17 protein-coding genes are annotated in these 19,004 nt (G+C 67.6%); 8 read left to right on the top strand and 9 right to left on the bottom strand.

Translation table 11 applies throughout. The features are described 5' to 3' along the window. The first annotated feature begins 164 nt into the window (after positions 1-164). The 4 genes from hisS to ABIE41_RS22115 all read left to right on the top strand — a co-directional run bounded on the left by hisS (position 165) and on the right by ABIE41_RS22115 (position 4,897). Complete coding sequence (gene hisS, locus ABIE41_RS22130) at positions 165-1,736, top strand: histidine--tRNA ligase (protein ID WP_192642375.1); 1,572 nt, start codon at positions 165-167, stop codon at positions 1,734-1,736. Between the two features lie 250 nt (positions 1,737-1,986). Beyond that, positions 1,987-3,099: an ATP phosphoribosyltransferase regulatory subunit gene (locus tag ABIE41_RS22125; protein WP_192642374.1), complete on the top strand. Its 1,113-nt coding sequence runs from the start codon at positions 1,987-1,989 to the stop codon at positions 3,097-3,099. Beyond that, positions 3,096-4,097 (top strand): ATP phosphoribosyltransferase, encoded by a 1,002-nt coding sequence (gene hisG, locus ABIE41_RS22120; RefSeq protein WP_192642373.1) that lies wholly within the window; start codon positions 3,096-3,098, stop codon positions 4,095-4,097. Before ABIE41_RS22125 ends, hisG begins: the two co-directional genes overlap by 4 nt. A gap of 317 nt (positions 4,098-4,414) precedes the next feature. Continuing rightward, a complete protein-coding gene (locus ABIE41_RS22115; protein ID WP_192642372.1) occupies positions 4,415-4,897 on the top strand; it encodes an META domain-containing protein in 483 nt (160 codons plus the stop codon). Between the two features lie 123 nt (positions 4,898-5,020). Here ABIE41_RS22115 and ABIE41_RS22110 read toward each other — a convergent pair whose 3' ends face one another. From ABIE41_RS22110 to groES, 4 genes are all read right to left on the bottom strand, one after another. Further along, a complete protein-coding gene (locus ABIE41_RS22110) occupies positions 5,021-7,117 on the bottom strand; it encodes an ABC transporter ATP-binding protein/permease (protein WP_192642371.1) in 2,097 nt (698 codons plus the stop codon). A gap of 161 nt (positions 7,118-7,278) precedes the next feature. Continuing rightward, positions 7,279-8,886: a PAS-domain containing protein gene (locus ABIE41_RS22105; protein ID WP_192642370.1), complete on the bottom strand. Its 1,608-nt coding sequence runs from the start codon at positions 8,884-8,886 to the stop codon at positions 7,279-7,281. Between the two features lie 335 nt (positions 8,887-9,221). Next, the gene (gene groL / locus ABIE41_RS22100) at positions 9,222-10,859 is read right to left on the bottom strand and encodes a chaperonin GroEL (RefSeq protein ID WP_192642369.1); all 1,638 of its coding nucleotides are present in this window, start codon (positions 10,857-10,859) and stop codon (positions 9,222-9,224) included. Between the two features lie 48 nt (positions 10,860-10,907). Next, on the bottom strand, positions 10,908-11,195 hold the full coding sequence (gene groES, locus ABIE41_RS22095; RefSeq protein WP_069054408.1) for a co-chaperone GroES: 288 nt from the start codon (positions 11,193-11,195) through the stop codon (positions 10,908-10,910). Between the two features lie 332 nt (positions 11,196-11,527). Between groES and ABIE41_RS22090 the strand changes: the two genes are divergently transcribed. Together ABIE41_RS22090 and ABIE41_RS22085 are read left to right on the top strand one after the other, a co-directional pair. Then, positions 11,528-11,914 (top strand): MarR family winged helix-turn-helix transcriptional regulator, encoded by a 387-nt coding sequence (locus ABIE41_RS22090; RefSeq protein WP_354193108.1) that lies wholly within the window; start codon positions 11,528-11,530, stop codon positions 11,912-11,914. 65 nt (positions 11,915-11,979) lie between these two features. After that, a complete protein-coding gene (locus ABIE41_RS22085; protein WP_354193106.1) occupies positions 11,980-12,459 on the top strand; it encodes a PaaI family thioesterase in 480 nt (159 codons plus the stop codon). A 6-nt stretch (positions 12,460-12,465) separates the two neighbouring features. Here ABIE41_RS22085 and ABIE41_RS22080 read toward each other — a convergent pair whose 3' ends face one another. The 3 genes from ABIE41_RS22080 to ABIE41_RS22070 form a co-directional block, all read right to left on the bottom strand. Further along, the gene (locus ABIE41_RS22080; protein WP_192642366.1) at positions 12,466-13,308 is read right to left on the bottom strand and encodes a DMT family transporter; all 843 of its coding nucleotides are present in this window, start codon (positions 13,306-13,308) and stop codon (positions 12,466-12,468) included. Then, complete coding sequence (locus tag ABIE41_RS22075; RefSeq protein ID WP_192642365.1) at positions 13,305-13,850, bottom strand: GNAT family N-acetyltransferase; 546 nt, start codon at positions 13,848-13,850, stop codon at positions 13,305-13,307. The genes ABIE41_RS22080 and ABIE41_RS22075 overlap by 4 nt, the downstream gene beginning before the upstream one ends. Positions 13,851-13,932: 82 nt before the next feature. After that, positions 13,933-14,373, bottom strand: a complete 441-nt coding sequence (locus ABIE41_RS22070; RefSeq protein WP_192642364.1) for a BLUF domain-containing protein — start codon at positions 14,371-14,373, stop codon at positions 13,933-13,935. A gap of 244 nt (positions 14,374-14,617) precedes the next feature. On the opposite strand from ABIE41_RS22070, the gene ABIE41_RS22065 reads away from it, so the two are divergent. Together ABIE41_RS22065 and ABIE41_RS22060 are read left to right on the top strand one after the other, a co-directional pair. Then, the gene (locus tag ABIE41_RS22065; RefSeq protein WP_192642363.1) at positions 14,618-16,045 is read left to right on the top strand and encodes a lipopolysaccharide biosynthesis protein; all 1,428 of its coding nucleotides are present in this window, start codon (positions 14,618-14,620) and stop codon (positions 16,043-16,045) included. Between the two features lie 181 nt (positions 16,046-16,226). Then, positions 16,227-17,051 (top strand): L,D-transpeptidase, encoded by an 825-nt coding sequence (locus ABIE41_RS22060; protein WP_192642362.1) that lies wholly within the window; start codon positions 16,227-16,229, stop codon positions 17,049-17,051. 92 nt (positions 17,052-17,143) lie between these two features. Here the strand turns inward: ABIE41_RS22060 and ABIE41_RS22055 are convergent, their stop codons facing one another. Together ABIE41_RS22055 and ABIE41_RS22050 are read right to left on the bottom strand one after the other, a co-directional pair. Continuing rightward, positions 17,144-17,929, bottom strand: a complete 786-nt coding sequence (locus ABIE41_RS22055) for a DUF2076 domain-containing protein (protein ID WP_192642361.1) — start codon at positions 17,927-17,929, stop codon at positions 17,144-17,146. Positions 17,930-18,045: 116 nt separating this feature from the next. After that, entirely contained in the window at positions 18,046-18,819 is a 774-nt protein-coding gene (locus ABIE41_RS22050) for a L,D-transpeptidase (protein WP_192642360.1), read from the bottom strand. Positions 18,820-19,004: the final 185 nt, after the last annotated feature.

The following is a 19,004-nucleotide window of genomic DNA, read 5'->3' as shown; positions in this document are numbered from 1 at the left end:
CGTCCGTCCGGAGATTCTCGTGTCTGCGCGGAGTTCATCCTTGGGCCGACGAAGGTCGGACCCGAGGGCGACGCCCGAGAATGACGGGCAACGGCTTGCCCCATCCGCCCGCGCAAGCTACCGAACGGCCCAATCCCGCCGTCGAACACACGAAACGAACGCCCATGTCCGTGGACAAGCCCGCCCCCGCCAAGCTGAAGGCCCGCCAGCCGCGCGGCTTCGTCGATCGTGGCCCGGCCGATGTCGCCGCCACCGAGCGCATGCTGGCGGTCATCCGCGAGAGCTTCTCGCGCTACGGCTTCGATCCGGTCGAGACGCCGTTTGTCGAATACACCGATGCGCTCGGCAAGTTCCTGCCCGACCAGGACCGCCCGAACGAGGGCGTTTTCTCCTTCCAGGACGATGACGAGCAGTGGCTTTCGCTGCGCTACGATTTGACCGCGCCGCTCGCCCGCTATGTCGCGGAGAATTACGACGCGCTGCCGAAACCCTATCGCAGCTACCGCGCCGGCTATGTCTTCCGCAACGAGAAGCCGGGCCCGGGCCGCTTCCGCCAGTTCATGCAGTTCGACGCCGATATCGTCGGCGCCGGTTCTGTGGCCGCCGACGCCGAGATCTGCATGCTCGCCGCCGACACCATGGAGGCGCTCGGCATCAAGCGCGGCGACTATGTCGTCAAGGTCAACAACCGCAAGGTGCTCGACGGCGTGATGGAGGCGATCGGGCTCGGCGGCGAGGAGAATGCCGGCCGCCGGCTGACGGTGCTGCGCGCGATCGACAAGCTCGACAAGTTCGGGCCGGAGGGCGTGCGCCTTTTGCTCGGCGAGGGTCGGAAGGACGAGAGCGGAGATTTTACGAAGGGCGCGGGGCTGTCCAAAATTCAATCGGATGCAGTCTTGAACGCCTTTGGAGTGACTACTGTCCAAATCAGTGGCGGATCTCTCTTGCCCACAGACGGCGGCGTAGGGGAAATGCAGGCGCTCGTTTCGAAGATTGCTCTAAATCCTTCATTCCAAGCGGGCATGGAGGATTTGAACGCAATTCACGCGCTTATCACAGCCGCTGGCTATGGCTTGGACCGCATTCGCATTGACCCCTCCGTCGTCCGCGGCCTCGAATACTATACCGGCCCGGTCTACGAGGTCGAACTGACCTTCCCGGTCACCAATGAGGACGGGCAGGTCGTGCGCTTCGGCTCGGTCGCGGGTGGCGGGCGTTATGACGGGCTGGTCGGCCGCTTCCGACCCGAGCCCGTGCCGGCGACGGGCTTCTCGATCGGCGTGTCCCGGCTCTACACCGCGCTGAAGGCGGTGAAGTCGCCCATCGTCGATCAGAAGAACGAACTGCCCCTCGTCGTCGTCACCGCCATGGACAACAAGTCGCCGGAGTTCATGCCGGGCTATCAGGCTTTCGTCTCGACGCTGCGCCAAGCCAAGGGCGAGGACGGCAAGCCGCTCTGCCGCGCAGACCTCTATCTGGGCTCATCCGGCTTCAACGCCCAGATGAAGTATGCCGACCGCCGCGGCGCGGTCTGCGCCATTATTCAAGGGTCTTCGGAACGTGATGCCGGGACCGTCGTCATCAAGGATCTGATCCTCGGCGCTGAACTCGCCGCCGCCTCTCGCGACGTGAAGGATTCCGCCGAGCACAAGGCCAAGCAGGCGGAGGCGCAGTTCTCCGTGCCGGTCGAGGGGCTGGTCGAGGGTGTGAAGACGGTGCTCGCGCGGCATTCGTAAAGCGCGGGGAACCCTTCTCCCGGATGGGAGAAGGGCAGGGATGAGGGCCCGCCGCCAATCAAAAGGGCGCAGCGGAGCCGCTTGACCTCCATCTGAAAGGGCAGGCCCTCTTCCTTCTCCCATCCGGGAGAAGGAAGAGGGCGTCGCGCCTCCCGCGCTCTTGCGATTCCCGTTCACCCATTTCCCTCAAATGCCTCGAAAATCCGGGCCGCCGCTGCTAGGACAGCGCCCGTAACAGGATGAAGCCGCCGTGCCCGCGACCGCTGCCAGCATCGAGACCGTGATCGCGCTGTTTGCGCGCGAGGGCTATGCCCGCGCCGAGCCCGCGATCCTGCAGCCGGCTGACGTCTTCCTCGATCTCTCGGGCGAGGATATCCGCCGCCGCATCTTCATGACGCAGGATGCCGATGGCCGCGACTGGTGCCTGCGGCCGGAATACACCATCCCCGTCGCGCTCGATCACATCGCGTCTCGCCGCACCGAGCCCGCGGCCTACGCCTATGCCGGCCCGGTCTTCCGGATGCGCTCGGGCGAGCCCGGCGAATTCGCGCAGGCCGGAATCGAATCCTTCGGCCGTGACGACTTCGCCGCCACCGACGCCGAGATCATGGCGCTGACGGTCGAGGCCACCGCCGCGCTCGGCCTCGCAAGCCCGAAGATCCTGATGGGCGACGTCGCGCTGCTCGGCGCGCTGCTGGATGGGCTTTCCGTGCCGGCCGGCGCCCGCCGCCGCCTGATGCGCGCCGTCGTGCAGGGCCGCGGCACGGACGCTGTCGAGGCGCTCGATCCCCCGGTCGCCACCGGCGAGACCGCCCATGCCGGCCTGCTCAAGGCGCTGGAGGGGCAGGACCCCAAGGCGGCGAAAGCCTTCGTCGAGGACGTGCTGTCGATCGCGGGGATCTCGACCGTCGGCGGGCGCAGTGCCTCCGACATCGCCGAGCGCTTCCTGGCCCGTGCCGCCGAGCGCGAGAACCCGGTCAATGGCGACGTGAAGGCGCTGCTGGCGCAGGTGCTGGCGATCAAGGGCGATCCGGACACGGCCTCTGCCGCGCTGCGCGCGCTTGCAGACCAGGCCTCGCTCGATCTCGGCCGCGAGCTCGACGCCTTTGACGAGCGCACCGGCTTCCTCGCCGTGCGCGGCGTCGATGTCGGCGCGATCGGCTTCCAGGCCGCCTTCGCCCGCAATCTCGACTACTACACTGGCTTCATCTTCGAGCTGCACGACGAGCGACGCGGCGACGGCAAGCCGGTTGCCGGCGGCGGACGCTATGATCAGGTGCTCGGGCGCCTCGGTGCGGCCGCGCCGATTGCCGCGGTCGGCGCCTCGATCTGGCTCGAGCGCCTGGCGGGAGACGCCGCATGACCGACATCGCTGCTACAGACTCGGCCGCCAAAGACGCCCCGCTCGTTCTCGCCGTGCCCTCCAAGGGCCGGCTGCAGGAGAACGCGACTGCCTTCTTCGGTCGCGCCGGGCTGAAATTCGTCAAGTCGCGCGGCGAGCGCGACTATCGCGGCACGATTGCCGGCGTCGAAGGCGCCGAGGTCGCCTTCCTGTCGGCCTCCGAGATCGTCGCGCAGCTGGCGTCGGGTGCCGCCCATCTCGGCATCACCGGCGAGGATCTGGTGCGCGAGCAGGTCGCGGATGCAGATGCCGCGGTCGAGATGCTGACCCCGCTCGGCTTCGGCCACGCCAATGTCGTCGTCGCCGTGCCGCAGGCCTGGATCGACGTGCGGACCATGGCCGATCTCGACGACGTCGCCTCCAGCCTACGCAGCCGTCACGGCCGCAAGCTCCGCGTCGCCACGAAATACGTCAATCTGACCCGCCGCTTCTTCGCCCGCCACGGGCTGGCCGATTACCGCATCGTCGAAAGCCTGGGTGCGACCGAGGGCGCGCCGGCCGCCGGCACGGCCGAGATCGTCGTCGACATCACCACGACCGGCGCGACGCTGTCGGCCAACGCGCTGAAGATCCTCGACGACGGCGTGATGCTGGCGTCGGAAGCCAATCTCGTCGCCTCCGTGCGCGCGCCCTGGAGCGAGCGGGCGAGGGCGGCCGCCAACGCTATCCTCTCGCGCATCGCGGCCGAGGAGGAGGCGCGCTCCGTCCGTGAAATCCGGGCGAAGCTCGAGGCCGCATCGGACACGCTTGGCGATCTGCAGGCGCTGTTCGGCGCGCGTCTGCCCTTCGGCCCAAGCCCGGCTGGCGGGGTCGTGACGATCCATTGCCCGGAGAAGGCGGTATTCGCGCTCGTCGAGCATCTTGCCGCGGCGGGTGCCGACGACGTCACGGTCTCCGCGCCGGCCTATGTCTTCCGCAAGGCCAATCCACTGATCGAGCGCCTGCAGTCGCGCCTTTGAGGCAGCGACGCGCCTCAGGCGAGGCCGCCATGGGGGGCAAGGCGGCCTCGCCATTGCTTGCGGCCTCAGGGGGGGTGAGGCCGCAGGCTGAGGTCGCGCGGATGCGCTCCCGGAGGCTGATACGCGGCGCGGCCCGCAGCGGATGCACGCCGCCGCCGAAAAACCGCCTTCGCGCGACAGGGTGACTGCGGAAAGACGCTTCGCGGCACCTTGGCGGTTGATCGCCGGGCAATAGGCCGCTACGCGCTTTCCCACGCGGCCGGCGATGCGCTAGGGTCCGTGCCGATTTTCAGGTTCGACGACCGGGTAAGACGATCATGATTCGACGCCTTGGCTATGCCGCCATTCTCGCCGCCATGGCCGCGCCCATGCTGATGCCGACCGATGCGCAGGCGCAGCGTCGCAACCAGATGCCCTCGCGCGAGGAACTCGGCACGCCGCAGGCGGCGCCGATCCCGCCGCAGGAGAAGAACTTCCCGCTCGGCGCGGCCTGGACGGTGATCGCCCTCAACGGCAAGCCGGTCGCCGACCGTCGCGCGACGCTGATGGTCGACGCCAATCTGCGCGGCACCGGCTTCGGTGGCTGCAACACCTTCTCCGCCGCCGCCTATCCGCTGCGCTCGCAGGGCTTCGCGGTCGGTCCGCTCGCCTTGACCAAGCGCAGCTGCGACAAGGGCATGTCGGATTTCGAGCGCGCCTACCTCACGGCGCTGCGCGGCACGCGCAACTGGGATCTCGTCGAGGGCAAGCTCGTCCTCAAGGGCGTGGCCGGCGAACTGCGCTTCGACCGCGCGCTCTGATCCGCGACCACGCGCCGCGAGCCCGGCGCGTCACTCCAGGGCGGGCCGTCGGGCCCGCGCCGCCTCTCCCGCGATGCCACGCCATGACGGCTTGAGTGCGGGCCAGGGCAGCCCGCTCCGGCCTCACGCCTCGGCGGGCGCCTTTGCGGGCATGCGCGGCGTGAAGGTGCCGTCGGGGTTCGGCTCCATCGTCACCACGGCATCGTGCATCTCGCGCAGTGTCGAGCGATGGCCGATCGAGACGATCCGCGTCTGCGGCAAGGCCTCTTCGATCGTGGCGTAGATCTCGCCCTCGAGCTTTTCGTCCAGCGAGGCGGTGGCCTCGTCGAGGAAGAGCCAATCGGGCTTTGCCAGCAGAGCGCGTGCGACCGCAAGCCGCTGCTGCTCGCCGCCCGACAGGCGTTGGCCCCAGAGATCGACCTCGTCGAGCCGGTCGCGCAGATGGCCGAGGCGGACCTTGTCCATCGCCCGGCGGATAGCCTCGTCGTCATAGGTCTGGGCCTCCGACGGGTAGGCTAGGGCAGCCCTCAGGCTGCCCTGCGGCAGATAGGGCCGCTGCGGCAGCAGCATGATCTCGGCATTGGCGGGGATGCCGACCTTGCCCTCGCCGAAGGGCCAGATGCCGGCAATGGCGCGGAACAGCGTCGACTTGCCCGATCCCGATGGGCCGACGAGCAGCGTGCGCCGGGCGGCGCCGAGATCGAGATCGCTCACGCGCACGATCGGCGCGCCATTGGGCAGGGTCAGCACCGCATCGCCGACATGGACATCCCGGTCGGGGGCCGGGTCGCGATGGATCGTGGCGCCTCCGACCTCGGCGGCCTGCGACTGCGCGATCGCCGCCTCGAAGGTGGTGAGGCGGTTGATCGAGGCGAGATAGGAGGCGATCGACTGGTAGCTGTTGATGAAGAAGGACATCGCCGTCTCCACGCGCCCGAAGGCGGAGGAGACCTGCGTCAGGACGCCGAAGGTGATCGCCCCGGCGAAATAGTAGGGCGCCAGCAGCACGAACGGGATGACGACGTTGGCCTGGTTGTAGGCGAGCGTGAAGGTGGTGAGCTTCAGCTTGCGCCACATCAGCTCGTAGAAGTTCGCCACGATCGCCCGGAAGCTGCGCGCTAGATGTTGCCGCTCGGCCGGCTCGCCATGCATGAGCGCGATCTGCTCGGAGTATTCGCGCAGGCGGGCGAGGGAGAAGCGGAAATTCGCCTCGCGCCGCTCCTGCTCGAAATCCAGCGCGATTAGCGGCTTGCCGATCAGATGGGTGATCCAGGTCGCGACTGCGGCATAGATCAGCGTCGCCCAGAAGATGAAGCCGGGAATGACGAGACTGGTCCCCGGCACGGTGATGGCGACGGGGATGTTCCAGAGGATGATCGAGAACGAGACCAGGGTCGAGACCTGCGTCAGCATGGTCAGCGAGAAGGAATAGGTCTGGTTCAGGAAGGAGCGCGTGTCTTCCGAGATGCGCTGGTCGGGGTTGTCGGCCGTGCCGGCCAGCGATATCCGGTAATGCGTGCCGTTCTGCAGCCAGCGCCGGCTGTATTCGTCGGCCATCCATTCGCGCCAGCGGATCAGCAGCACCGACTGAGCGACGATCTCGATCAGATTGCTGATCGCCGAGATCGCGGCCCAGACGCAGAAGACCCAGATCAACTGCTCCCAGAACGCGGCGGCGTTCTTCTCCTGCAGGGCGTTGTAGAAGTCGCGGTAGAAGAAGTTCAGCCGCAGCGAGACGCCGACCTGGGCCTGGTTCAGGACGACGAGGAAGACGATCAGCGCCACCGCGAGATGGCCGAGCTTCACCCGGTATCGCCCGAGGAACCAGAGATTGGCCTGCGTCGCCTCTCCCGAGAGAAAATAGGGCGAGGAGATGCGGGCGATGCGCTGCACCACCGGCACGAAGGAGATGACGTAGATCAGGATGCCGAACACCGCGACGGTGGTGGCGAGGCTCGTCGGCGGCGAGGCCGCCGCCCAGCCCTGGGGCCAGTAGCCGCCCTGCGCCAGCAAGGCGCCTGCGCCGAAGACGACATATTCCGTGCCGAAGATGCCGGAGAAGATCTTCAGGAAGAAGTCGATCTCGGTGGAGCGGAACAGTGCCAGCGCAAGGAGGACACCGACGACTCCCATGCCGAGCGTGCCGGCGGAGCCGCTCTGCTGGCCGACGACGAGCGCCACGACGGCGAGCGCGGCGACGGCGAAACTCAACGGACGCATCGGCTGATCCTGATCAGAGCTGGAATCGCGGCGAACCCCGCGAGCGCGACCATGTCGCAGCGGATGCGGCCGTTCAATGGCGCTGCGTCAAGATGAGCAAATTGTCATGCCGTGGAGAGCGCCAAGCGAGGCGCCGCCATCATGCATCCCGCGCCGGGCGCTCAGCTCGCGAGCTTGCGTGTCGGCACCTGGCGGTCGGTCTTGTCGTCTATGAGCGTGACGATGCAATGCGTCACGCCCTCCCAGTCCGAAGCGGGGATATGCCGAATTCCCGCGATGCGCCGGCCGTTGCCCGGCGTCTCTATCGTCTGGACGGTCTCGCGGGTCCCGGCGTCGGTGATTTGCCCCAGCCGTGCAGGCCCATCGATCCTGTCGGCTGTGTCCTTCTCGAAGATCTCTCTGGCCGTCCGACCGATGATCTCCGAGCGCGGCATCCCGAACAGGACTTCGGCAGCCCGGTTGACGAAGACATAGCGATGGCTGCCCATGTCACGGGCCAGGATGGCCTCGTCGATGTTTTCGGCGACCGTGCCGAACAGCCGCTCGATCCGCTCCAGCATGTGCTCGACCTGATGCAGCCGGGTGAAATCCTCATGGGTCGCGACCCAGTCGCCCGCCGGCGTCGATCGACCGACGACCCGGATCCACCGCCCGTCCTTCAAATGGATGAAGCTGGTGGTCGGCTTGCCGAGCGCGATGCGGGCCTGGATCGATTTCACATAGCTCGCGGCATCGCCGGAAAAGAGGCCGGCCTCCGCCCGGTGAAACAGGATGTCGCGCAGGCTGCAGGGTGAATCCGTAATGGTGTCCGGCAGCTTGTAGATCGTCTTATAGGCGTCGTTCATCAGAACGACATTGGTCTGGGGATCGAGGATCACCAGACCCTGCGCCATGTTGTTGATCGCAGCGACGAAGTGGACTTCGTTGGCCTTGAAGTGCTCCTGCTCGCGCAGGGCTTCGCGTTCTTTTTTCCGCAGGGTCTCGTTGCGGTGGATGACCGTCTGAAGCTGTTGCACCGCCTCGGCCAGCTTCCCGATCTCGTCGGTTTTCGTGAGGTGCGGGACCGCGACCAGGCTCTTGCCCGCGGCGATGCTGTCGGTAGCGGCGGTGATGTCGAGCAGGGGCGTCACCAACAGGGCCTTGAGCAGGAAGACCGTCAGACCGGTCACGGCGATGGCCACGATTCCCAGCACGACCAGGATGTTCTGCATGCGCTGGACGGTATCGCCCATGCTGGCGATGATGCGGGCGCGCTGCGAGTAGACAGTGGCCAGCGCGGCCAGATCCTCGTTGAGCGCGGTGCGCATCGCACGGTTCGCGTCGTTGTCGCCCCATTCCCGGGCCGCGTCCTGGCTGACCGTCGTCGCGCGGTGGGCCATCTCGTTGTGGAAACGGATGAACTCCGAGACGCGGGCCTTGAGAGTGCCGAACAGCCTGCGATCGTCGGCGCGCAGACCGCGCTGCCAGCCATCCATCAGATAGGCCAACTCGAAGCTTCGCTGCAGCAGGGCCGAACTGGAGCGCTCGACGGCGGCCGTGTCGGGCGCCGTGGCGATGCCGCGCGCCTCCGTGAGGACGGCGAGGACGAGGCCGTTGGCCTTCTCGGCGTTGATCGCACCCTGGGCCGAGGTGTCGAGCTGATCGCGATAGGCGGATTGTTGGTTGAGGGCGTAAACCGAGACGACCGTCAGCGTCGAGATCAGGGACAGCAGCACGGCGAACGCAGCGTAGAAATGAAGTCGCACGCTGCTGCGAAGAGGTCGCGCCACGCGTTGGCGGTTCGATTTCGGCATCATCGGCATCCAGGGTTGCCTGCAAGGTCAGCTTGCGCCCCGATGATTGAGGTTTGCTTGCGTATTCTCCTACTCTTTGACGGTGACGATCACTCCGCCGACATCGCTCTAACCGCCGCTGGCGCTGTATGGGCCGCCAGCGACGGGGCGCGCCGGTCAGGGATGAGGCCCAACGAGAAAAGGCCCGGCTTGCGCCGGGCCTTCCCTTGTCTTCGCTGAAGCGAAGGCTGCGTGGATCAGAAGTCCATGCCGCCACCGAGACCGGGCTTGCCCGGTTTCGGCATCTTGGCGCTCCGGGCGTCTGGACTTCCTCAGAAGTCCATGCCGCCCATGCCGCCGCCGCCCATCGGGGGCATCGGGGAGTCCTTCTTCGGGAGCTCCGCGATCATCGCCTCGGTGGTGATCAGCAGGCCCGCGATCGAAGCGGCGTCCTGGATGGCGGTGCGCACGACCTTGGTCGGGTCGATGATGCCGGCCTTGACCAGATCGCCGTACTCGCCGGTCTGAGCGTTGTAGCCCCAGGCGTAGTCCTTCGACTCGAGCAGCTTGCCGATCACGACCGCGCCGTCACCGCCGGCGTTGTCGACGATCTGACGGGCCGGAGCCATGATCGCCTTGCGGACGATCTCGACGCCGGTCTTCTGGTCGTCGTTCTGGGTCTTGATCGACTTGACCGAGGAGAGCGCGCGCAGCAGGGCGACGCCGCCGCCCGGCAGGATGCCCTCTTCCACCGCAGCGCGGGTGGCGTTCAGGGCGTCGTCGACGCGGTCCTTCTTCTCCTTGACCTCGACCTCGGTCGCGCCGCCGACGCGGATGACCGCGACGCCGCCGGCGAGCTTGGCCAGACGCTCCTGGAGCTTCTCACGGTCGTAGTCCGAGGTGGTCTCCTCGATCTGCGCCTTGATCTGCGAAACGCGGGCCTCGATGTCCTTCTTCTTGCCGGCGCCGTCGATGATCGTGGTGTTCTCCTTCTCGATGCGCACCTTCTTGGCGCGGCCGAGCATCTGGAGGGTCACGGTCTCGAGCTTGATGCCGAGGTCTTCCGAGATCATCTGGCCGGCGGTCAGGATCGAGATGTCCTCGAGCATGGCCTTGCGGCGATCACCGAAGCCCGGAGCCTTGACGGCCGCGACCTTCAGGCCGCCACGGAGCTTGTTGACGACGAGCGTGGCGAGAGCCTCGCCCTCGACGTCCTCGGCGATGATGAGCAGCGGCTTGCCGGTCTGCACCACGGCCTCGAGGATCGGCAGCATCGCCTGGAGCGAGGACAGCTTCTTCTCGAAGATCAGGATGTAGGGGTCTTCCAGCTCGGCGACCATCTTCTCCGAGTTGGTGATGAAGTAGGGCGAGAGGTAGCCGCGGTCGAACTGCATGCCCTCGACGACGTCGAGTTCGGTCTCGGCGGTCTTGGCCTCCTCGACGGTGATGACACCCTCGTTGCCGACCTTCTGCATGGCGGTCGAGATCATCTTGCCGACCGACTCGTCGCCATTGGCGGAGATCGTGCCAACCTGCGCGACTTCGGCGTTCGAGGTGACCTTCTTCGAGTTCTTCTTGAGGTCGGCGACGATCGCCTCGACGGCGAGATCGATGCCGCGCTTCAGGTCCATCGGGTTCATGCCGGCCGCAACCGACTTGGCGCCCTCACGGACGATGGCCTGGGCCAGGACCGTGGCGGTCGTGGTGCCGTCGCCGGCATGGTCGTTCTGACGGGACGCGACTTCGCGAACCATCTGGGCGCCCATGTTCTCGAACTTGTCGGCGAGCTCGATCTCCTTGGCGACGGTGACGCCGTCCTTGGTGATGCGGGGAGCGCCGAACGACTTCTCGATCACGACATTGCGGCCCTTGGGACCGAGGGTGACCTTGACGGCATTGGCGAGGATGTCGACGCCGCGCAGCATCTTGTCGCGCGCATCGGTGGAAAAGCGGACTTCTTTGGCAGCCATGAGAGCTACTCCTTGGAATGCAAACGGAAAGGGATCGTCAGGCGGCTATCAGCCGATGACGCCCATGATGTCGGATTCCTTCATGATCAGGAGGTCCTGACCATCGATCTTCACCTCGGTGCCGGACCACTTGCCGAAGAGGACGCGATCGCCCTTCTTGACGTCCAGGGCGACGAGCTTGCCGGCTTCGTCACGGGCGCCGGGGCCGACGGCGACGATCTCGCCCTCCTGCGGCTTCTCCTTGGCGGTGTCGGGGATGATGATGCCACCCTTGGTCTTCTCTTCGCCATCAAGGCGGCGGACCACAACGCGGTCATGCAGCGGACGGAACTTCATGGTTCTGTCTTCCTCTCGGTACAAATTCGATGCGGGCCTCAGGATCCGCCCGCGTGGGCATCTGTTAGCAGTCCCCATAGGCGAGTGCTAACCGATGGCGCGGAGATAGGGCTGCCCCCTCCCGGAGTCAAGAAAACAACCGCAAGAAGGACGCGCTCTCGGACGCTGATGGTGAATGCGGCAAAGCCCTGCCCCGCCTGCGGGACTGGCCGGCTGCCAAGCCCGGCGGAAGGCGCTACCATGCCGCCATGTCCGAGCCCACATCTCCACCATCAGCCACATCGGAAACCCTCGACGACATCGCCCGCAGCTGCGTCGCGCTGCATGTGAGGATGACCGCGCGCGCCGTCACCCGCGCCTATGACGAGGCGATGCGCTCGAGCGGGCTCAAGATCACCCAGTTCGTGCTGCTTTCGGCGCTGAGTACGGGGGCCTGGCGCTCGGTCACCGAACTGGCGGAGCGCTTTGCGCTGGAGCGCACCTCGCTGACGCGCAACCTGCAGCTGCTCGCGGCGGAAGGGCTGATCGAGCCCATCGCCTGCAAGGGCAGGGCCTCGATCTATGGCGTGACGCCGAAGGGCCGCGCCGCCATCGACGCGGCGATCCCGCACTGGCGTGCCGCGCAGGAGCGGATCGAGGGCGGGCTCGGCAAGGAGGACTGGAGCCAGATGCGCGACCGGCTCAAGGCGCTGCGGCGCGTGGCGCGCGAGACGCTCTGACGGCGGCTTGACCGGGTCGAGGACACGCTTCTATCGTGTAGATACACGATCAATGGGGGATGTTCATGGCGCGCGACGTCGGAGTGGTATCGCGGGAGACTCTGCTGGCGGGCAGCGGTCTCGAGTTCCTGCGCGGCATGATCGAGGGCCGCCATCCAGGCCCGCCCTTCGCCGATGCGATGGATCTCGATCTCGTCGAGGTGGAGGAGGGCAGGGTGGTCTTCACCGGGCGTCCCTCGGCGCGCTTCTTCAACCCGCTCGGCACGGTCCATGGCGGCTGGACGGCGACGATCCTCGATTCCGCGATGGCCTGTGCCACCCATGCGACGCTGAAGCCCGGCGAGGGCTACACCACCCTGGAGATGAAGCTGAACTATGTCCGCCCGGTCATGCCCGAGAGCGGCATCGTGCGCTGCGAGGGCAAGGTCATCCATCGCGGCGGCACGGTGGCGACCAGCGAGGGCCGGTTGCTCGACGAGCGCGGCAAGCTGCTGGCGCATGGTACAGAGACCTGCGTGATCTTTCCGGCGCGGGCACCGCGGTGAGCCGCGCTATCGCCGGCTGATCGCGATCGCGCCCGCGACAATCAGCACTGCGCCGGCATAGGTCGTGATCAGCGGCACCTCGTCGAAGAAGGCGTAGCCGAGCAGGCTCGCCCAGATCAGCGCGGTGTATTCGAGCGGCGCCAGCCGCGAGGCTTCCGCCTTTGCGAAGGCCGAGGTCAGCAGCAGATGCCCGGCAACGCCGAGCGCGCCCGCGGCGAGATAGATCAGCACATCGCGCCCGGTGAGGGGCACGAACGCAAGCGCGGCGGGGACCGCCAGTAGCAGAGCCGGCCCGCAGTTCTGGAAGGCGACGATGACCGCGGGGTGCTCCTTCAGCGCGATCCGACGCAGCAGGATCAGGTTGAACGCATAGGTCACGGCCGAGAACAGGGCCGCCGCCACGCCGAGCCCCGCGCCGCTGACCTGTCCCTGCAGCCGTGGCCAGACCATCACCAGCATGCCGGCGACGCCGAAGCCGAGCGCCTGCCAGATGGGCGCGTCCATCTTTTCCTTGAGCAGAAGCCCGCCCAGCAGCGCCACGAAGACGGGCGCGAGGAAGGCGAGCGTCAGCGCCTCCGCCAGTGGCAGGACCGAGATCGAATAGAAGAAGCTGCCGGCCGTCAGCACCACCACCGGCACCCGGATGCTGTTGCCGATCACGCTGGCGCGGGTCGGGGCCGGCGGGCGCAGGATGGCCAGCACCGCCAGTGCGCAGACGCCGCCCATGGCAAAGCGCATGAACAGCGCGACGATGAAGGGATGCGACTGCATCTGCGCCTTCACCACGCCATCCATCGCAGTCAACAGCGCGATGCCGAGCAGGGCGCGCAGCGCGGGGCCGAGGCTCATCGCGTGCCGGCGAGATCGAGGCGGAAATGATGTTCCCAGGTCGCGGAGACATCGGCGAGGTAGCGCTCGCCCGGCCAGCGCCGGAAGCCCAGCTTCTCGTAGAAGCGATGCCCGCGCGCGAAGCGCGTGTCCGACCACAGCATCATCGCGCCGAAGCCGCCGCCCTGCGCGAAGGACAGCGCCTCGGCAAACAGCGCCTGGGCCAGCCCGGAGCCGCGGAAGGCGGGAGTGGCATAGACCTTGGTGATCTCGATGGCGTTCTGCTCCGGCACCGGTGTGGCGCCGAGCGAGGCGGCGATGCCGCCTTCGGGCGCATCGACCACCCAGAGCCGCCCGCCCTTCGCGGCGAAATGGCTCGCGGGCCTGCGCAGCTCGGGAAACTCCGACCATTCGAAGAGGCAGTAGGGATATTCGGCGAAACTCGCCGCGATCAGCGCCGCAAGCGGCTCGGAATCGCCGTCGCGCGCGGGGCGGATGGTGAGGCCGGCGGGGAGCGGGGCGGCAAGCGCGGGGGCGGAGAGGGAAGGGGCGGAACGGATCATGGCCGCATCGCCATAGCCGGCGCGGCCGCCATGCGATAGCGGCACCGGCGACGACGCGCATTCGGGCCGCGCATACAGGGGCTCAGGCGGGGGCGGAAGCCTGCACGCTCAGGTCCCTCGCCAGGGCCACGATCTGCTCGAAATCCGCCCGGGACCGGTCGATGCCGTCCTCCATGCCATGGGCGGCGAAGACCGGATCCTGCTGCGGCGTCCGGCGGCAGCCGCCCATCGTCCAGGCATGGAAAGTGCGCTGCTTGATCGGCTTGGTGCCGAGAACCGCGACGTCGCGATGGCGATCGTCCCGCACGATGCGGGCCATGGTCGCATCCAGCGCGTCGCGAGGCCCTTCCAGCACCTGCAGGAAACTGTCCCGATCGAAGATCAGGAAACCGGTGACGCCCGCATCCTGGTTGTTACGTCGCGAGACCGAGAGGATCGAGCGCAGGGCGGAAAGCTCGCTGTCGACACGTCCGGCCCGGTAGATCGATGTATAGACGAGCTGGAAGAGATTTCTGGATGGCATGGACTCGCCTGTCTGCGAGGAGGTTGTTGTCGAAACGCGGCATGTGTCAGCAGGTTCGCGCCAGAAAGATTTCAAAAGACCGAACGCCAGCGCAGATTCGGACATTCGGACCCGACGAGCCGGACGATTTGGAGATTCGCGCCGCCGCCGCTACGCCGGAGCCGCAGCCCGGCCGCCATCGCCTTGAGTCGCGCCGGGCGTCGCTGCAGCGAAGCGGGGGCCCGGCACGCATGATCGAGACGCGATGACCGTCCTGCTGCCCTTCGTCGTCAATGCCGCGCTGAACTTCGTTCTCGGGCTGCTGATCGCCTTCTTCCTCGGCCCGGCCGAGTTCGGCCGCTATGCGATCGGCGCCGCCATCATCGTCCTCGTCAACACTGCGCTGATGGACTGGATCCGCCTCTCGGCGGTGCGCTTCTACTCGCTCAAGACGCGCGAGACCGAACCCGAGATCCGGGCGACGCTGGATGTGCTGGTGACCGGCGTCAGCGTGACGCTCTGCGCCCTGCTGGTGGCGGCCATAGCCGCCGGGGTCGACACCCGCATGCCGGCGATGATGCTGGCGGCGGCGGTGCTCGCGGGCATCGGCGCCGGCCTCTTCGACTATCACGGCGCCATCGCCCGCGCCCGCTTTCTCGACGCCGCCTATGCCCGGCTGGTCATCGTCAAGAACGTGCTGGCGCTGCTGCTCATGGTCGGCGGCGCCTGGTGGACGCGCGACCCGACGGTCGTCCTGCTGGGCGGGCTGCTCAGCGTCGCGGTGGCGCTGATCTCGGTGCGCCGGAAACTCGCCGACGCCCCCCTCTCGGTCCGCGCCGCCCGGGCCGACCTCGCCTGGACCTTCGCGAAATATGCGCTGCCGATCGTCGCCGGCAATGCGATCTACTCGCTGATTCCGCTGCTCAACCGTTCGCTCCTGGCGGGCGCCCATGGCTTCGCCGAGGCCGGCTATTTCTCGCTCGCCTCGGATATGGGGCTGCGCCTCTTCGGAACGCTCGGCGCGACGCTCGAGATCGTCCTGCTGCGCCAGGTCATCCGCCTCGACGAGACGCGCGGCCGCGTCGCCGCGCAGAAGCGCATCGCGGCCAATCTCGTCATCGTGCTGGCCGTGGCGCTGCCGGCCGCCGTCGGCTTCGGCCTGGCGCTGCCGGCCTTCGACCGGCTGCTGGTGCCACCGAGCTTCCAGGGGCGCTTCTCGGCGTATATGGCGCCGCTGCTGCCCGGCTTCGTCGCGCTCGCCATCTTCCAGGCCGGGCTCTACCCCGCCTTCCTGCTGGAAAAGCGCACCCTCGTCGCGACGCTGGCGGCACTAGCCGGGCTCGCCGTCAATGTTGCGATCGTCACCGCCTTCGGCGGCTCGCCGCCCGGCATCTATGCCTGGGCGCAGATGGCCGCCTTCCTCGTGGTCCTCGTCCTCACGGGCTGGGTGGCGCTGCGCATTCTGCCGGTGCTGCCCTCGCTGCGCGATTGCGGCGCCGTGCTTTTGGCCGTGGCCGCCATGGCGCTGGCGATCTGGCCGCTGCAGAACCGGCTGCCCGCGATCCCCGAGCTGGGGCTCCAGGTGGTGCTCGGTGCGCTAGTCTATGGCGGCGTCATCCTCGCCTTCGACGTGGCGCGCTGGCGCACCCTGCTTTGGCTCTGGTGGGCAACGCGCCGCAGCGGGCAACGATGAAGCGGCCCGCCGCGTCCAAAGCCTAAACCTTTCCTTCACCCTGTCTGTTGAAGTGCCAATAAGGTTAATCCGTCGAATGCGACGGAGCGCGGCCGCAAACCTGCTGCGGCAGAACCTGATTTACCATTCCTTTTAAGACGTAAGCCCAGTCTTTCCCGGCCGAAGTCGAGAGAGTTGCATCATGCGTTCCCGTCTGTTCGTTTCATTGCTTGCGCTGTCGGCGGCCTGTGCGGCTGCCGGCCCTTCGATGGCCCAGGGCTATGGCCGCAGGGCGCCCGACGACCCGATGACCACGGCGTCGAACGCCCGGGGCAATTACGGCGGTGGTTTCATCGAGCTGCTGATGACGGGGCGCGATCCTTCGCCGTCACGGGGCGGGGCCGTCTACAACCGTCCCGGCTCTTCCGCCTATGGCCAGAGCGCCCGCCGCCCCGCCGGCTACGAGGTCGATCCCTTCGAACAGGCAACGATGGGGCGCGGGCAGGGCGGCTATGCTCCCGGCGGCCGCGTCGCGGCACTCGGCCAGCCGCTCGAGATGGAGCGCCCGATCGAGCGCGTCATCGATCCGCGCTTCCGCAAGCAGGAGGTCGCCTATGACGGGCCGCACAAGCCCGGCACGGTGATCATCGACACGCCGCAGCGCTTCCTTTTCCTGGTCCAGCCGAACGGCCGCGCGCTGCGCTACGGCATCGGCGTCGGCCGACCCGGTTTCTCCTGGGCCGGCATGAAGACCGTCAGCCGCAAGGCCGAATGGCCGAACTGGACGCCGCCGCCGGAGATGCTGAAGCGCCGGCCCGATCTGCCGCGCTTCATGCCGGGCGGCCCGGAAAACCCGATGGGCGCGAGGGCGCTCTATCTCGGCTCCTCGCTCTACCGCATCCACGGCACGAATGAGCCGCATACCATCGGCCAGGCCGTCTCCTCCGGCTGCATCCGCATGACCAATGACGACGTCACCGACCTCTATGAGCGTGTCCGCGTCGGGGCCAAGGTGCTCGTCATCTGAGGCTGACCCCCGCCCTCGTTCAGACATGAAAAAATCCGCCCGGCATCGCCGGGCGGATCGTCGTTGTCGCAGGTGATGACTGACGATAGGGCTCAGGCCCAGCTGTCGTCCTCGCCGCCGTCGAACATGCTGGAGCCGTCGTCATAGCCGGCATCCGCCGGCTCGGTCTGGGCCGCCTGCTGGTAGTTGGCGGCATTGGACGAGCCGTCGTCATAGGCCGCCGGCTGGGACTCGGCCGCGGCATTGTCTTGCCCCTGCGGAGCCGTCTCGGTCGGTTTCGTCGCGGCCTGGGCCGAGCCGCCGCCGAAGGCGTTGCTGAGGACGCTGCCGAGCATCATGCCGCCGGCGACGCCGGCCGCCGTGGTGAGGGCCGTCGCCATGAAGCCGCCGCCGCGTCCGGGAGCTTGCTGGGCTGCGTTGCCCCAGGGGCCGGGCGCCTGCTGGGCCTGGCCCGGCTGGACCTGCCCCGGCTGGCCGGGCGCCGCCTGCATGGCGCCGGGCTGCTGCCCGGTCCAGGCCGGCGAAGGCGCATCCGGTCCGCGCGACGGGAAGGACGGCACCGAGCGCGGCCGCGCCGGCTGGGCGGCTGGGCCGCCGCCGAAGATGCCGGACAGGAAACCGCCGCTCGCGGCGGGTGCCTCGGCCTGGCGGGTCTGCAGGTCGCGCAGCTGGGCCTGGAGGTCCTCGACCTGCGCCTGGAGATTGGTCAGCGCAGTCTCCTGCACATAGACCGCCTGGGCCATGGCGTAGGGCGCATAGGGCTGCTCTCGCAGCCGCTGCGCGATGTAGTTTTCAGCCTCGGGGTCGCGGGGCTGATTGGCCGCCTGTTTCAGGCGGTCGAAAATCCCGGCGATCACGTCGCGTTCCTGCGGCGTCATCGTCATCTCCTCCATCTGTGGGACGGCGCGGATGCGCCGCCGCCAAGAGAGGTGGGACCCGCATGTGACGGTATCAAGGCGTGGCGGCGGCCGCGGGCCGCCGTCCTGCCGATGCGTCAGATGCTGCTGCCTTCCGAGGTGAACTCGTCGAAGGTCTCGCCCGGCTGCGGGGTCAGCAACTGGCCCCGGTTCAGCACGACCACCGTCGTTCCCGTCGGAACGCGGCTGTGCAGGTCGATGATGTCCTGGTTGAACATGCGGATGCAGCCGCTCGACACGGACTCGCCGATCGACCAGGGCTCGTTCGTGCCGTGGATGCGATAGAGCGTGTCGCGATCGCCCTGATACAGATAGAGCGCACGGGCGCCGAGCGGGTTGTCGAGGCCCGAGCTCATGCCGCCGGCCCAGGGGCCGTTCTTCTCGGGATCGCGCGCGATCATCGCCGGGGTCGGCGTCCAGCGCGGCCAGGCCGCCTTGCGACCGACCGTGGCGCGGCCGCGCCAGGACATGCCCTGCTTGCCGACGCCGATGCCGTAGCGGATCGCCCGGCCGTTCTCACGGACGAGGTAGAGGAACTTGTTGTCGGTATCGATGACGATCGTGCCGGGCTGCTCGCGGGTTTGATAGGCCACCTCGCGGCGCAGGAAGCGCGGGTCGACCTCGGAAAGATCCGTCGCCGGCAGCGGATACTGCTCGTCGGGACGCTCGCCATACATCGCCAGATATTCGGCGCTGACGTTGAAGCCGCGCGTGCTGGCGACCTCGAAGGGCTGCTGCGGCTGCGAGACGCAGCCCGCCAGCGCAAGCGGCAGCAGGAACAACGTCGCGCGGCGCGATGGCTGGGCAAGCGAAGATGAGGGGGAGCGGACGGCGGGCTTCTCGACGGACATGAAGTTGGGGCTCTGCTTTATTGATCTTGCGGACGCGGCTGAACAACGGCGGAAAGGCTGCGACGTTCCACGCGTCACGCCGCACACCGTTCTTCAAGTCACATCGCATGGCCGCGAGGTGAACACGATATGGCCGAATGATGGCAGACACCGGCTGTGACGTCTCGGCAACAGATGAGGCGGCA

Source organism: Bosea sp. OAE506, from assembly GCF_040546595.1.
Taxonomy (GTDB): domain Bacteria; phylum Pseudomonadota; class Alphaproteobacteria; order Rhizobiales; family Beijerinckiaceae; genus Allobosea.
This window is presented reverse-complemented; position numbering and strand designations above follow the sequence as displayed.

Coding starts and splice junctions, on each gene's coding strand:
- ABIE41_RS22090 (WP_354193108.1), top strand. CDS start 11,528: ATGACCGCGCGCGCCGTCACCCGCGCCTATGACGAGGCGATGCGCTCG.
- ABIE41_RS22110 (WP_192642371.1), bottom strand. CDS start 7,117: ATGCGTCCGTTGAGTTTCGCCGTCGCCGCGCTCGCCGTCGTGGCGCTC.
- ABIE41_RS22070 (WP_192642364.1), bottom strand. CDS start 14,373: ATGCCATCCAGAAATCTCTTCCAGCTCGTCTATACATCGATCTACCGG.
- ABIE41_RS22060 (WP_192642362.1), top strand. CDS start 16,227: ATGCGTTCCCGTCTGTTCGTTTCATTGCTTGCGCTGTCGGCGGCCTGT.
- groL (WP_192642369.1), bottom strand. CDS start 10,859: ATGGCTGCCAAAGAAGTCCGCTTTTCCACCGATGCGCGCGACAAGATG.
- hisS (WP_192642375.1), top strand. CDS start 165: ATGTCCGTGGACAAGCCCGCCCCCGCCAAGCTGAAGGCCCGCCAGCCG.
- ABIE41_RS22050 (WP_192642360.1), bottom strand. CDS start 18,819: ATGTCCGTCGAGAAGCCCGCCGTCCGCTCCCCCTCATCTTCGCTTGCC.
- ABIE41_RS22065 (WP_192642363.1), top strand. CDS start 14,618: ATGACCGTCCTGCTGCCCTTCGTCGTCAATGCCGCGCTGAACTTCGTT.
- ABIE41_RS22080 (WP_192642366.1), bottom strand. CDS start 13,308: ATGAGCCTCGGCCCCGCGCTGCGCGCCCTGCTCGGCATCGCGCTGTTG.
- hisG (WP_192642373.1), top strand. CDS start 3,096: ATGACCGACATCGCTGCTACAGACTCGGCCGCCAAAGACGCCCCGCTC.
- ABIE41_RS22075 (WP_192642365.1), bottom strand. CDS start 13,850: ATGATCCGTTCCGCCCCTTCCCTCTCCGCCCCCGCGCTTGCCGCCCCG.
- ABIE41_RS22055 (WP_192642361.1), bottom strand. CDS start 17,929: ATGACGCCGCAGGAACGCGACGTGATCGCCGGGATTTTCGACCGCCTG.
- ABIE41_RS22115 (WP_192642372.1), top strand. CDS start 4,415: ATGATTCGACGCCTTGGCTATGCCGCCATTCTCGCCGCCATGGCCGCG.
- groES (WP_069054408.1), bottom strand. CDS start 11,195: ATGAAGTTCCGTCCGCTGCATGACCGCGTTGTGGTCCGCCGCCTTGAT.
- ABIE41_RS22085 (WP_354193106.1), top strand. CDS start 11,980: ATGGCGCGCGACGTCGGAGTGGTATCGCGGGAGACTCTGCTGGCGGGC.